Source organism: Nonomuraea sp. MTCD27, assembly GCF_041950495.1.
GTDB lineage: Bacteria > Actinomycetota > Actinomycetes > Streptosporangiales > Streptosporangiaceae > Nonomuraea.
Genome location: NZ_JBGNUW010000032.1, coordinates 17,733 through 31,304 on the forward strand (window position 1 = coordinate 17,733; position 13,572 = coordinate 31,304).

A 13,572-nucleotide genomic window follows, 5' to 3' on the forward strand; every position below is an offset into this window, starting at 1 on the left:
CGTGGACAGCGCTTCCCGCCGCCGGTGATCAAGCGTCCGCGATCGTAGCGCCCGATCTTCCCCCGGGCACACCGGTTTTCCAGGCCGGCGGTGGAGTCCGCAGCCCCGACGAACCCGGGGCCCGCGCGTCCAGGACCGCGCGGTCCTGGGGGCCGCCTGACCTCAGCGGCGGCGGTAGGTGACGATCGACTCGGAGTCGCCGTTCACGATCGAGGTCGCCAGCCACAGCTGGGACGTGCCCGGGATGCGCTCGACCACCGCCCGGGTCACCTCGCCGGGCGACGGCGAGCGCTCGCGCGTCCACGTCCGGCCGTCCCAGTGCAGCAGCACGACGTGCCGCGGAGTGGTCCCGGTGCGCAGGCTCGCGATCCACACGTCGTGGGGGCCGGAGGCCGTCACGCTGGTCAGCTCGCCTCGCCAGTCCGGCGGCAGCGCGACCCGCGTCCAGGAGGCGCCGTCCCACCGCAGGACGAGGGGGCTTTCCCCGGCCTGTCCCACCGCCCACACGTCGGACGGGTTGTTCTGCCAGACGGCGCCCAGCGTGCCGCCGCCCGGCACCACGGGCATCTCGGACTGCTCGAACCCGCGGGCCGAGCCGTGCCAGACCATCGGCTGCCCCATGCGTGATCCGGCGATCCAGGTGTGCCCCGCGCCCGCGCTCACCGCGCGCAGCTCGTCGGCCGGCGGGTTGACGGTGAGCTTCCGGCTGAAGCGGGCGCCGTACCCCTGCATCACCTGCGAGGACGAGATGAGGACGACGCGACCGCCGTCCACCGCGACGTCCCGCGACGTCATCGGCGACCGATGGCGTCGCCAGGAGCGGCCGTCCCACTGCAGGGCGACGGGCTCGTCGAAGGCGCCGCCGCCCACCGCCCAGGCGTTGGCCGGCCCGTCGGCGTCGACCGCCGCCAAGCTGCCGGTATGGCCCGCCGGCAGACGCCGCCAGCGGGAGCCGTCCCAGTGGCGCAGGGTCATCTCCACGCCGTCCTCCCAGCCCTTGTAGCCGGCGGCCCAGGCGAGGCCGGGGGAGGCGGCGCTCACGTCGTACAGGCCCCGCTCCCAGCTGTCGTCGTCGGGCAGGCCGGGGACGAGCTCCCACCGCGCCGACAGCGGAACGTCCTCGTCCACCGGCGTCGGCGTGGGCTCGGGCGCGAACTCGGACGTGGGAACGGGCACGGGTGGCGGCTCGGATCTGACCGCCGGGGTGGGCGCGGCAGCGCAGCCCTGCACGACCAGGCAGGCCGCGACGGCCAGCAACCGTGCTCTCATCGGCGCCTCCGCGACGGACTATACAGCGCGCCTGCGAGCACGGCGGTGCCCGCTGCGCCCCGCTCTCCGCCCTTCGCGAGACCGGCCTGTCCATCGCCTCATCGAAGCGTCGGCCCGGTCCCTGAAACGACCGCCGGGACCGAGGCCCCGGACGAAATGACCGCACTATGTCTGGTTGCTGCCCTGTTTTGCTCCCGCCGGGTGCTGCACAGTCTGAACTGCCGGGGGCGCGTGACGGGGCGCGTCAACGCAGGAGTGGGGGTGTCATGGCCGCTTTGCGGTTTTCGCTGCTCGGCCCATTGACAGTGACTTGTGACGGGACGCAGCTGTCGGTGCCGGTCGGCAAGATCCGGGTGCTGCTCGCCGCCCTCCTGCTCCGGCCCAACCAGGTCGTCCCCCTCGACCAGCTCACCGAGCGTATGTGGGGCCAGCGGCCTCCGCGAAACCCGCGCCGGGTCGTGCAGACCAACATCGTACGCCTGCGGCAGATCCTGGATCTGAGCGAAGTGATCCAGACAGAGCCGGGCGGCTATCTTGCCTGCCTTGAGCCCGGCCAACTCGACCTGCTCGAGTTCCAGCAGTTGATGCGGCTGGCAGCCGACGCGGCGACGCCGGTGCTGGAGAACCGCTTCCTGCACGAGGCGCTCGCTCTGTGGCGCGGTCCGGCATGCGCCGACGTCGACTCCGACGCCCTCCACCAGATCGATGTCCCGCCCCTCACCGAGCAGCGCCTTTATGGGCTCGAACGCCGTATCGACCTCGATATCCAGCTGGGAGAAGACGCCGCGCTGATCGCGGAGTTGCGTGGGTTGACCGCCGAACATCCCCTGCGGGAGCGTTTGTGGGTCCAGCTCATGACCACCCTGTGCCGGACCGGACGGCAGGCCGAAGCCCTGGAGGCCTACCGCACCGTCACCCACCTCCTCAAGGAGGAGCTCGGCATCGACCCCGGCGCCGAGCTGCGACGGCTGCATCAGGCCGTCCTCACCCAGGAGCATGCGCACCAGACGCGTCCCCCTTCGCCCGCGCCGTCAAAGGCACGGAACGGGAGGCAGCCGCTCCTCCGTAAGGAGGATCCGGCAGCGGGTGCGCTGCCGCGCACCTGGCGGGAGCGGGAGTCGCTGACGCAGGAGCACCTCGCGGCGCGGGCGTGCCTCAACGTCCATGCCGCGCCCCGGCAGCTGCCCACCGATGTGGGGTCGTTCGTCGGCCGGGAGCCGGAGCTCGCCGTCCTGGTGCGGGCCGGCGACACGACCACGGCGCCGATCATCGCCATCGACGGCATGCCGGGAGCCGGTAAGACCGCGCTGGCCGTCCACGCCGCCCACGAGCTGGCTCCCCGCTTCCCCGACGGGAACCTGTTCATCGACCTGCACGGCTACACCTGCGGCGTGGCTCCGGCCGACCCGGCCGACACGCTCGCCCGCGTGCTCGGTGTGCTGGGCGTCCCCGGCGAGTCGATCCCGCGACACCTCGACGACCGGGCGGCCTTGTACCGCAGCGTGCTGGCCGACAAGAAGCTGCTGATCGTGCTCGACAACGCCGCCGACGAGGCACAGGTTCGGCCGCTGTTGCCGGGGGAGGGCAGCTGCCTCGTCCTGATCACGGGCCGGCGGCGGCTGGTCGGCCTGGACGGCGCGCGTACGGTGACCGTGGACGTCATGCCGCTCACGGACGCGGTCGCGCTGTTCGCCGCCACCGCGGCACGACAGCGCCTCGTCGACACGCCGGCGGAGGCGCTGACCGAGGTGGTGCGGTGGTGCGGGCTGCTGCCGCTGGCGATCCGGCTGGCGGCGGCCCGGCTGAACGCCCATCCCGCCTGGAGCGTGAGCCATCTCCTGGAGCGACTGCGACGGCGTCAGCACCGGCTGAGCGAGCTGCACGCCGGGCAACGCAGCGTCACCGCCGCCCTCGACGTCTCCTACCGCACGCTCACCACCGCCGAGCGGCGCGCCTACCGCCTGCTGGGGTTGCACGCCGGCGTGGACATCACCCCTGACGCGGCCGCGGCCCTGCTGGCCACCACCGTCACGCGTGCCTCGGTGCTGCTGGACAGGCTGCTGGAGAGCCATCTGCTGCAGGAGCAGGTTCCCGCCCGCTACCGCTTTCACGACCTGATCAGTGCCCATGCCGCCGAGAAGGCTGTCGCGGAGGAGCCCGAGGCCGAGCAGCGTGCCGCGTTGAGCCGCCTGCTCGACTACTACAGCCGGGGTGCTTCGGCGGCCATCGACCGCCTTTATCCGTACGAATTCGGCACGCGCCCGTGCCTTGACCCGAGCGGGATCCTCACGCCTCCGATGGCCGATGCCGCCGGCTGGCTGAAGGCGGAGCTGCCCAACCTGCTCGCCCTCGCCCGGCACGGCTTCCCCGACCGGTTCCATTCCCTCGGACTGGGCCTGGCCGCCCAGCTCCCGATCCGTCGGGTCGTCCGGCTTCTCGCCCGCCACCGCGGCGCCCTCCAGGGCGACCTCGCCACCGCGTGCACCTCGGACAACGGCGCGCCGGCCGGCTTGTGAGCGTTCCTGACGCCGGAAGCGCGACGGAGGCGGTCAGGATCGGCGCGGTTTGCCGCCGGACAGCCCGGTCGGATAGGAAGTCGGCATGCTGAGAGGTAGCAAGGTCGGGCTCAGGGCCCGGTACGAGGACGACATTCCGATCCTGCGGACCGAGCTCTACGACGACGTGGTCAACTCCTCGCGGGCCGAAGGCGGGCCGTGGCGGCCGATCACCCCCGGCTCGAAGGATCCGCGGCTCGTGGTGGACGACAAGGAGCACGGGCGCGTCCCGTTCTCGGTCGTGGAGCTGGACGGCGGCACGCTGGTCGGCACCGCGACGTTCTGGGGCATCGACACCCACAACCGGTCCGCGCACATCGGGCTGGGGCTGCTGCCGTCGGCCCGTGGCAAGGGCTACGGCACCGACGTGGTCGCGGTGCTGTGCCACTACGGTTTCGTCGTGCGCAGCCTGCACCGGCTGCAGATCGAGACGCTGTCGGACAACGTCGCGATGCTGCGCGCCGCGGAGCGCAACGGTTTCCTCCGCGAGGGCGTGCTGCGCTCCTCGGCCTGGGTGATGGGCGAGTTCCTGGACGAGGTGCTGCTCGGGCTGCTCGTGCAGGACTGGAAGCCGGCGCTGTGACCGCTTCTCGGGTGGGACCGGCGCGGCGGTCCCACCCGAGAAGCGGGTCACAATCCGGCGCCGCCGGTCGCGTCGATCACCCTGCCGGTCACCCAGCGGGCGTCGTCGGAGGCGAGGAAGGCCACGATGCCGGCGATGTCCTCGGGCTGCCCGACGCGGCCGAGGGCGGCCAGTGACGCGGCGTGGGCCTCGGCCTCCGGGTTGCCGCGCAGCCATCCCGCGTTGATGTCGGTGTCGACGATCCCGGGGGCCACCGAGTTCGCCGTGATGCCCCGCGGGCCCAGTTGCGCGGCCAGGTTGAGGGTGAAGGTGTCCAGGGCGCCCTTGGTGGCGGCGTAGGCGATGATCTCGGGCATGGCCAGGCGGGCGGCGCCGCTGGAGATGTTGATGACGCGCCCGCCGTCGCGCAGCCGGCTGAGCCCGTGCCGCACGACGAAGAAGGGCGCCCGGACGTTCACCGCGAAGACCTCGTCGAACTGCTCCTCGGTGAGCGCGGCCAGGTCGGAGCTGCGGCCGATGCCGGCGTTGTTGACGATGATGTCGACGCCCGGCCGGAGCGAGTGCGGTTGGACCCGGGCGTCGAAGGCGGCCCACAGCGCGGCCGCGTCGCCGTGCCTGCCCAGCTCCGCCCGGATCGCGAACGCCCGGCCGCCGTCCTTGCCGATTCTCTCGACGACCTCGTCGGCCGCGGCCTGATCGCGGGCGTAGGCGACGGCCACGACGGCGCCGTCCCGGCCGAGCCGCTCGGCGATGGCCCGCCCGATCCCCCTGCTGCCGCCGGTGACCAGCGCCACCTTGCCCTCCAGCATGCGTCCGTCCATGATGTCCCGTCCTCTATTTATTGAGTGATTGCTCAACAAGTACGCTAGCACGACTTCTTGAGCGGACGCTCTAGAATGTGCGGCATGGGTCAAGCAGGCACGGCACGGGGCCGCCCGCGCACGTTCGACCGTGACGCGGCACTCGCCGCGGCCACGCGGCTGTTCTGGGAGCGCGGTTACGAGGCCACCTCGCTCAACGAGCTCACCGAGGCGATGGGCATCCGCCCGGGCAGCCTGTACGCCGCCTTCAGGGACAAGAAGGCGCTGTTCAAGGAGGTCGTGCACACATACGCCCGCTCGCCCGTCGGCGCGTTCGTCGGCGTCGCCCTCCGCGAGGAGCCCGCGGCGTACCACGCTTTCGCCCGCATCCTGCGCGAGGCCGCGGCGATCTACCCCGACCCCTCACATCCCGCCGGCTGCCTCACCATCAGTGCCGCCACCAACGTGACCGTCCAGGACGCCGAGATAGCGGCGTTCCTGCGCGACCTGCGCAACGCCAACCTCGAGATCTTCCACGACCGCCTGCGCACCGCTCAGCAGGATGGCGAGCTCCCCGCCGACGCCGACCCCCGCGCCCTGGCCGGCTACTTCGCCACCGTCATCCAAGGGATGTCGCAGCGCGCCCGGGACGGAGCTGACGCGGCCGAACTCGCCGAGATCGCCGAACTGGCCCTGGCCGCGTGGCCGCGGCACGAGCCAGGTCCGCCAAGCTGACGCACAGCCCTCGATCGGCCAGGCGGGAGCAGCGAACTGCTCGTCAACGTTAGGAGTCCCCATGAGGTCAGTGGCGGTGGCACCGCACCGTATTCTCCGGCTGGAGGTTTACCACCCCTCCACGAAGAAGTGGGAATCCAGCGGCCATACACAGATCAAGAGCAAGACCGCCTGCTCCAAGGCGCACCGCAGCAAGGCCGGCTGGGGTTACCAGGCCTGCGCGAAGGACGTCATGCGCCCACTGCTCGAAGGTGGTCTTCCCGCTGCGGAAGTCGCCGACCGGCAGCACGCCACCGTTCGCCCTCGGCCAGGCGTACGAGTTCGGCGGCGAGCCAGGGGGTGGAGACCGGCCGGCCCAGCATGAACGGTGTCACCTTCACCGGGCCACCCGGGATCGGGCCGGACGGCACCGGCTCCTCCCGGCGGCGCTGCCGATTCGGTCTCGAAGAACGCCACCGACGCCTTACGGCCGGGCGTCGTCACGTCGATCACGACGCCCACACCGCGCTAGGAACGGCAGCCCGGCAACCTCGTGCCCCCGGAACCGAACCATTGACCGAACAGAACCACGCCGACCACGCCGCCCGCCGGATACGGACCCCACACGCGCGAGTCGAGGCCGTGACGAAGGTTGTCGCTGAGCACCAGCACCGTCCCCGCAGGCACCCGGTCGGACTTCACGGCCGCGCGCATCCTGGGAGGCACTGGCTGACCTGGCAGGCCCACGAGCCGCTTGACCTGGAGCCCGGCCGAGGGTGAGCGCTGTACGGCGCCGGCCTCCACGACCGTGCCGGGCGGGTCGAGCACCACGATGTCCGCCAGTTTGAGCTGAGTCACCTTGCGGCGCCGGACGAGAACGCGGTCGCCGTCGCGGAGGGTCGGCTCCATGCTGTGTCCCGCGACCGTCACCAGCACCGTGTTGCGCCGCACCCATCGCAGGGCGCAGAAGGCGGCGGCGATCACCACCAGCAGCACCGTGGTCAGCAGCAAAGCCCGGCCTCCTGCGTGTCGTCGGCGGGCGCGACGGACGTGGGTCGCGCGTCTCCAGTAAACGTCTCGTCGGCTTCGTTCCGGCTTCACGCGCAAGGACGGGTGTGCTCGTCGTCCGGACCGTGGTGGAGCACTTTGAGGCTGGTATGACGCAGCCCCCGCCTACATTTCCACCGAAGCTGTCCAGCAGGAAGAGGAGGCAGAACGTGGATAAGATCATCCGTCTTGTTGTGAATGCCGGGGATCGGCTGGTCGAGCTGCTCGTCCCCAGCGTCGGTGTCGCCCAGGCAGCTGATTGCTGGACGGAACGGCGCTGTGACCGGGACCAGTTCGGTTCGTACCTGTACCTCCGCACCTGTTGCCGCTGGCAGTCGGGGCTCGTCACCTGCGACGGCTGGCAGTACCAGTGCTTCCAGTGCTGCTGACGGTCACAGATCCGTCAGCCGCGGCGGAAGCCGGCTGACCTCCTGAATGCGGTGCGGAGGGGGAGCGGGCGTGGGTCGCCACGGTGAACCTCACGAGTTCGCACGGCAGGAAGACCTACGCCCGCGTCCCGCGTAGCACCGAGACCAGCGGCCCGCCGCCGCGCTGCGAGATGACGGCCTGGTCGATCGCTGGTTCTACATCCGGTAGGCGCCACTGGATGCGCTGGCACGAACTCGGGGCGCGGCCGCCGATGCCGAGTGGCGGGAGTTCTGCGCCGGCTGGGCCCGCCGGTTCGCCATCGACGCCGGACGCACGCTCGGGCTTCCCGGGTGGTGGCCCGCAAGCGTGCTTGAGACTCCTCGTACCGAACCCGATGTCGGCCCGGCTATTGCATCGGACGGCTCTGACCGCACCTGCGGCGCAGCTCAGTCAGGAGCCCGGACACGAGGGCACTCCCAGGGAGGTGGGGCGCTTGGAGCGGGGGAGACTACGTGTGGGACTCGTCTGTGATCGTCGATCGAGCGTTCATCACGACGGCGTCATCGAGGTGCAGGCGGATGCTCGTGACATCGACACCGCTCTCCTCTGTCCGGTCGATGCCGAGGGACGTCAGGATGGCCAGGGCCTGAGCCCAGTGGTGGCGGGCTTTGTCGCGGTGGTTCAGTGTGGTGTGGGCGTGGGCCAGGCCGTCGTGGGCACGGGCCTGATCGCTGGGCTGATCGAGGTCTGAGGCGAGGCGGAGTGCCTGGTGGTGGTCGTCCAGTGCTTGATCGGCTCGACCGCATTCGTGATGGAGGCGGCCCATGCCATGGATGGCTTCGAACTGCCAGTTCCTGTCCCCGACTTCGCGTGCGCGAACCAGCGCCTGCTGGTAGCACTCCTGGGCCTGGTGGGATCGCCCGTGGATGCGGTGCAGGTGGCCGAGGGCGGTGAGACTGTCGAGTTCGCCGACCCGGTGACCGGTGCCGCGGGCAAGATCCAGGGCGCGGGTGAACGAGCCGGTGGCCAGGTCGTACTCACCCTGCCCCAGATGGATGCGTCCGAGGCTGTTCAATGCTCGCAGCGCACCCGTTTGGTCATCCATCGCCTCCGCGATGGTGATGGCTTGCGTCAGATCGTCGACGGCTTGTTTGTGCTCGCCCATGATCCGATGGACTTTGCCGGAACTGATCAGCGCCTCCACCTGGCCGGCCCGGTGGCCGATCGCCCGAGCGATGCGGAGCGCCTGCGCGGCGCATTCGCCGGCCTGGGCGAACCTTCCTTGGAGCCCGTGGGTCATGCCCAGGACGTTCAGCGCCCGGAGCTCGCCGGAGCGGTGCTGGATGGCACGGGCGATACCAAGCGCGCCCTTGGTGTCCTCGATTGCTGCTTGGTGTCGACCACCTATGTGGTGGATTCCGCCGCGGGCGATGAGCGCGTCCATCTCGCCCTTGAGGTCTGCGGTGGCCCGGGCGGTGGACAACGCCGACGTGTGGAGGGTTTCAGCTTCGGCCCAGCGCCCGCGGGAGCGCAGGCACCAGTGCAGGGTGGTCGAGAGGTGCTGGACGTGCTCGGGGAAATCGTGTTCGGCGGCGTGCTGGGCGAGGGCGAGCAGATTGGTCAGTTCAGCGTCCAGCCAGGCGGTGGCGGCTGGTGCGTCGGGCAGCGAGAAGGTCCCGGTCGCAGGGTGCCGGCGCAGGTCGGACTCGTAGGGGTGGAGGCGGTCCATCACCGCTGAGGTGGCCTGGCGGTAGTGGTCCAGCAGCCGGGTCAGCGCGGCGCGCCGATCGAGCTCGGCTTCTTCGTCGTCGGCCCGCTCCCTCGCATGGACGCGGATCAAGTCGTGGAACCGGTAGCGGCCGGTTGTCGGCTCCTGCAGCAGGTGAACCTCCAGCAGCCCCTCGAGAACCCGTTCGGCCCGCTCAGTGGTGGTGGCCAGCAGCGCGGCCGCCGCATCGGGGGCGATGTCCACCCCGGCGTGCAAGCTCAGCAGCCGGTAGGCGCGCTGGTCGGAGGTGGCCAGCTCACGATAGGACAGGCCCAGTGCGCCGGTGACGCTGCGCTCGCCGGCGTGCAGTTCGGTCAGCCGGCGTTGATGTTCTTCCAGCCGGTTCAGCAGATGTGCCACGCTCCACGCCGGGTGGACCTTGAGCCGGGCCGCGGCCAGACGGATCGCCAGCGGCAACAGCCCGCACCGCCGTACCACTTCGGCCAGCAGTTCGTGTGACACGTCCGCGACGCGGTCCGGTCCGGCGGTACGGGAGAACAACGCGATCGCCTCCGCCGGAGACAGCACGTCCACCGACACCGTCCGGGCGCCGTCCAGACCGATCAGCCGCCGACGGCTGGTGATCAGCACCAGACACGTGCCGCCCGGCAGCAGCGGCCGGACCTGCGCTTCATCGGTGGCATTGTCCAAGACGACGATCATCCTGCGGCCGGCGAGCACGCTGCGATAGAGAGCCGCCCGCTCGTCCAGGCGCTGAGGAATCATGTCACCCGGCACGCCGAGTGCCCCGAGCATGGAGGCGAGCGTGTCGGCCGGGTTCGCCGGGGTCATGCTCCGGGTGTAGCCGTGCAGGTCGACGAACAGGTTCCCGTCGGGGAAACGTGGCGCCAGCCGGTGAGCGGCATGGACGGCGAGCGCGGTCTTGCCCACCCCCGCCATGCCGTCGATCGCCGTGATCACCACGGCGGCCGCGTCGTCCCCGGCCTGGGCCTGGTCCAGCAGGTCCAACTCCCGCGCCCGGCCGACGAACGCGGCCACGTCAGTGGGCAGCTGCCGTGGTGTGATGCGCGCCGAAGGCGAGGGCGGCGGGGTCGTGTTGACGGCGCCTATCAAGATCGCCAGCTCCGCATCGTCCAGGCACAGCGCCGTGGCCAGCAACCGGATCGATGCGCCGCGCGGGCGTTGCAGCTCGCCCGCCTCCAACCGGCGGATGGTTCGTACGTTGAGGTTGGCCCGTGCTGCCAGCTGCTCCTGGGTCAGCAGGGCGCGCTCGCGCCAAGCGCGCAGCAAGACGCTCAGAACCGGTCCGTCCGTCGGCGGCATGAGGGCTCCTCCCGCAGCCTAGTTGCGATGAAAGACAAGGCCTATGCCCTTCTGGCGGCATTCACGGAAAATGCACCAGATCTGGCCGTAAATACCCATCAATCGCGGGGAGGCTGTCATAGGGGAGCCTGGCGAAGGTCCTGCCGACTTGCAGCCCGGTTTCGTGCGCGGCCTCGAGCCCGGCTCGTGCAGCTTCGCCCCCCGGTGTAGAACGTGCGGATCGCGTGCAGTTCGGCCTCCAGCTCATCCGGATTGAGCTTCTGTGTCAAACGTCTCGGCGAGCGGGTTGTGCCGGCATCGGCAGGTTCGGCCCGCCGGCAGGCTCGGGGCTGCTGGGGGGTGGCTGGCTCCCCATGTGCTACGGGGTCGCGTACGCTGCAGCGCTGCTCGTCCTGCTGATCTCCTGGCGCGGACGTCTCCGGGTGGAGTGCGGCGCTCGAGCGACCACCCGAAGCGCCGCGGATCGGGCGCCGGGTCGACGAACCTGCGCGTGGGTCGGCCGGCGCGGGCGCAGGGGTACGCGAAGCGGGTGATCGGCCACGCGTCGTCCGTGGTGAGCGGTTTCCAGAGGATTCCCGAGCTGGATGAGCGGTTCAGGTCGCCACGAGCTTCAGGCGGATGAGGCTTTCCGCCGTGTCGACGATCGTGGTCTCCGGGTCGCGGGGCGCCCACCCGAGCACCTCGCGGGCCTTGTCGGTGCGCAGGACAGGGATGTGGCCCAGCCGGCTGACCGTCTCCCGCAACGCGGGGTTGGACCGGGCCGCCTCGCGTACCTCGTCGGGGGTGAACTCCCGCGTCGGCACCCGGGCCGCGGCCGTGCCCAGATGCGCGGCCAGTATCCGGGCCAGCCGGAGGAAGCTGAGCGCCTCGCCGCTGCCGGCCAGGAACCGCTGGCCGGCGGCGGCTGGATGCCTCATGGCCCGCACGTGGATGTCGGCGACGTCGCGTACGTCCACCACGCCGAAGTACACCGGGGGCACGATCGGCATGGCACCCTCCAGCATCGCCTTGATGAGGCCGGTCGAGGCGGACAGGTACGGTCCGAGCAGTGGGCCGAAGATCCCGCTGGGGTTGATCACCGCCAGTTCCAGGCCGCCGCCTTCCGCGTCGACGAAGTCCCACGCCGCCCGTTCGGCGATGGCCTTCGACCTGATGTACGGGGTGTTGTCGTCGGCGGGATCGGTCCAGTCGTTCTCGTCGTACTCGTCGCCGGGTTTGCGGCTGTAGCCCACGGCGGCGAACGACGAGGTGAGCACCACACGCTTCACCCCGGCATCGCGTGCCGCCCGCAGGACGCGCAGCGCGCCGTCGCGCGCGGGAACGATGACCTCGTCGGGGTTGTCGGGCTGGGCGGCCGGAAACGGCGACGCGACGTGCAGCACATGGGCGCACCCCGCCACGGCCTCGGCCCAGCCATCATCGGCGGACAGATCGGCGCTGACGATCTCCAGCCGGTCGCCGGCCTCGTCTGCCATCGCCCGCACGCCGGCCGCCCGGCTGAGCGAGCGGACGGTCGTCCGCACCCGGTGCCAGTCCGCGAGCAGGCGACGGATCACGTGCGAGCCCACGTGACCGCTGCCGCCCGTCACCAGCACAAGCCCGTCGTCCGCGGTTGATCGCTGTGTCATGTCGTTTCCCCTCGTCAATACAGGTCAGCGATGACCGGCATGATGTCCGTGACGGCGCGGCGCTCGGCCTCGGCGTCCCCGCGCTCCCGTGCGCTCGAGAGGTCGGCCTTGAGCTCCAGATAACGCAGCCGCACCCGCATGCGCTCGATCTCCCCGGCGAGGCGCTCGGCATTGCGCTGGAACAACTCACGCAGCCGGCCCGCGTCGCTTGTGTCCAGGTGCCGGAGGTAGGCGCGCATGTCCCGCACGCTCATCCCGGTCGACCGCAGGCAGCTGAGCGCCTCGATCGTCTCCACGACGGCCGGACCGTAACGCCGGTGGCCACTGCTCCGGTCGCGTTCGACCGCGCTGATCAGCCCGATCTTCTCGTAGTACCGCAGGGTCGGCTCCGACAGCCCACTCAGCCTGGACACCTCCTGAATCGTCATGCGAGAGGTGCCGTCAATCTTGTCCGTCGCCGCCATGAGTCCAGTCTCCGGAACTTGAAGCGCTTCAAGTCAAGGCGCGCGGCAACGAAGCGGAAGTGCGACGCGGCGCCCGCGGGGTCAGCGGGTGGCGAAGTCCTGCGTCCAGTAGATCTGTCCCTGCGCGTCCTTGGCCGCGCCCACCCCGATGAAGGTGTACGAGCAGTTCATGATGTTCTGCCGGTGGCCGTCGCTGTTCATCCAGCCGCGGACCACCTCGGCCGCCGACCGCTGACCCATGGCGATGTTCTCGGCCCAGGCCGAGCCGGTGAAGCCGGTCGCGCGCATGCGGTCGACCATGTCGCGGCCGTCCCGGGAGTCGTGGTCGAAGTAGTCGTTCTTCGCCATGTCGGCCGAGTGCCCGAACGCGGCCCTGCGCAGCCGCGCGTCGTGCTTGAGCGGGTCGCAGCCGCCCTTGGCCCGCTCGGCGTTGGTCAGCCGGACGACCTCGTTCTCCATGGTCGTGCCGACGGACGTGATGGGCGCCTTGGTCTTGGGAGCCGGCGGCGCCTCCGTCTCCCGTGTCGTGGGGGTCGGGGTGGGGGTGGCGCAGGTCAGCCGTACGGCCTTGGATTTGGCTGTGCCGCCCCGGTAGTCGGTGGCGACCGCGTAGTACGTACCCGGCTCGCAGGGCAGGCGCAGGGCGATGCTGCCCTTCCTGGTGGCGCCACTCTTGACGACCGGATCGGCGCCGGGGACGGCGCGCTTGACCCGGATGCGCAGCAGCGCCGGGTGCACGCAGCCACGGCGGGCGGCCGAGGTTCGGATCTCCAGTGCGGAGACGCCCGGCCTGGTCACGCTCACGCGGCACTCGTCCGATTCAGGGGTCGCCCGGGGAGTCGGCTCCCCGGTCTGTGCCGGCGCCGCGCCGTCCGCCGGCGCGGTCACCTCGGGCCCCGCTCCGGCCGCTCCGGCCGGCGGCCGGTCGGCGGACGGGGCGCAGGCGGCGAGGCCGGCGACGGCGGCGAGTACACCCAGGGATCTGCGCATGGGTTCCTCCAGGGGCGGGAGAGGCTGTCGGTCCCGCATTCTGTCGTCCCCATTACGGACTTGTCACGCAAAACGGACATTTCGCTCTGTGATTAATGTCA

The 13,572-nt window shown here is 70.9% G+C and carries 11 protein-coding genes; 4 read left to right on the forward strand and 7 right to left on the reverse strand.

Features of this window, described 5'->3' with window-relative positions; all coding sequences use genetic code 11:
- Window positions 1–162: 162 nt before the first annotated feature.
- Window positions 163–1,269: a hypothetical protein gene (locus ACBJ59_RS55340; protein WP_375118024.1), complete on the reverse strand. Its 1,107-nt coding sequence runs from the start codon at window positions 1,267–1,269 to the stop codon at window positions 163–165.
- Window positions 1,270–1,601: 332 nt separating this feature from the next.
- Between ACBJ59_RS55340 and ACBJ59_RS55345 the strand changes: the two genes are divergently transcribed.
- Both ACBJ59_RS55345 and ACBJ59_RS55350 read left to right on the forward strand, forming a co-directional pair.
- Window positions 1,602–3,785, forward strand: a complete 2,184-nt coding sequence (locus tag ACBJ59_RS55345) for a BTAD domain-containing putative transcriptional regulator (RefSeq protein ID WP_375118025.1) — start codon at window positions 1,602–1,604, stop codon at window positions 3,783–3,785.
- Window positions 3,786–3,870: 85 nt separating this feature from the next.
- Window positions 3,871–4,407 (forward strand): GNAT family N-acetyltransferase, encoded by a 537-nt coding sequence (locus ACBJ59_RS55350; protein WP_375118026.1) that lies wholly within the window; start codon window positions 3,871–3,873, stop codon window positions 4,405–4,407.
- Window positions 4,408–4,454: 47 nt separating this feature from the next.
- Here the strand turns inward: ACBJ59_RS55350 and ACBJ59_RS55355 are convergent, their stop codons facing one another.
- Complete coding sequence (locus ACBJ59_RS55355; protein ID WP_375118027.1) at window positions 4,455–5,228, reverse strand: SDR family oxidoreductase; 774 nt, start codon at window positions 5,226–5,228, stop codon at window positions 4,455–4,457.
- 84 nt (window positions 5,229–5,312) lie between these two features.
- On the opposite strand from ACBJ59_RS55355, the gene ACBJ59_RS55360 reads away from it, so the two are divergent.
- A complete protein-coding gene (locus ACBJ59_RS55360; protein ID WP_375118028.1) occupies window positions 5,313–5,942 on the forward strand; it encodes a TetR/AcrR family transcriptional regulator in 630 nt (209 codons plus the stop codon).
- Window positions 5,943–6,449: 507 nt separating this feature from the next.
- Here the strand turns inward: ACBJ59_RS55360 and ACBJ59_RS55365 are convergent.
- The gene (locus ACBJ59_RS55365) at window positions 6,450–6,932 is read right to left on the reverse strand and encodes a S26 family signal peptidase (RefSeq protein WP_375118029.1); all 483 of its coding nucleotides are present in this window, start codon (window positions 6,930–6,932) and stop codon (window positions 6,450–6,452) included.
- A gap of 206 nt (window positions 6,933–7,138) precedes the next feature.
- On the opposite strand from ACBJ59_RS55365, the gene ACBJ59_RS55370 reads away from it, so the two are divergent.
- Window positions 7,139–7,357, forward strand: coding sequence for a hypothetical protein (locus ACBJ59_RS55370; RefSeq protein ID WP_375118030.1), 219 nt, complete (start codon window positions 7,139–7,141; stop codon window positions 7,355–7,357).
- Window positions 7,358–7,845: 488 nt separating this feature from the next.
- Here the strand turns inward: ACBJ59_RS55370 and ACBJ59_RS55375 are convergent, their stop codons facing one another.
- The 4 genes from ACBJ59_RS55375 to ACBJ59_RS55390 form a co-directional block, all read right to left on the reverse strand.
- Window positions 7,846–10,389, reverse strand: coding sequence for a tetratricopeptide repeat protein (locus ACBJ59_RS55375; protein ID WP_375118031.1), 2,544 nt, complete (start codon window positions 10,387–10,389; stop codon window positions 7,846–7,848).
- 593 nt (window positions 10,390–10,982) lie between these two features.
- Window positions 10,983–12,017 carry an SDR family oxidoreductase gene (locus ACBJ59_RS55380; protein WP_375118032.1) on the reverse strand — a complete coding sequence of 345 codons (1,035 nt, stop codon included), beginning with the start codon at window positions 12,015–12,017 and terminating at the stop codon, window positions 10,983–10,985.
- A 14-nt stretch (window positions 12,018–12,031) separates the two neighbouring features.
- Complete coding sequence (locus ACBJ59_RS55385) at window positions 12,032–12,481, reverse strand: MerR family transcriptional regulator (protein WP_375118033.1); 450 nt, start codon at window positions 12,479–12,481, stop codon at window positions 12,032–12,034.
- Window positions 12,482–12,562: 81 nt separating this feature from the next.
- Window positions 12,563–13,471, reverse strand: coding sequence for a CAP domain-containing protein (locus ACBJ59_RS55390; RefSeq protein ID WP_375118034.1), 909 nt, complete (start codon window positions 13,469–13,471; stop codon window positions 12,563–12,565).
- Window positions 13,472–13,572: the final 101 nt, after the last annotated feature.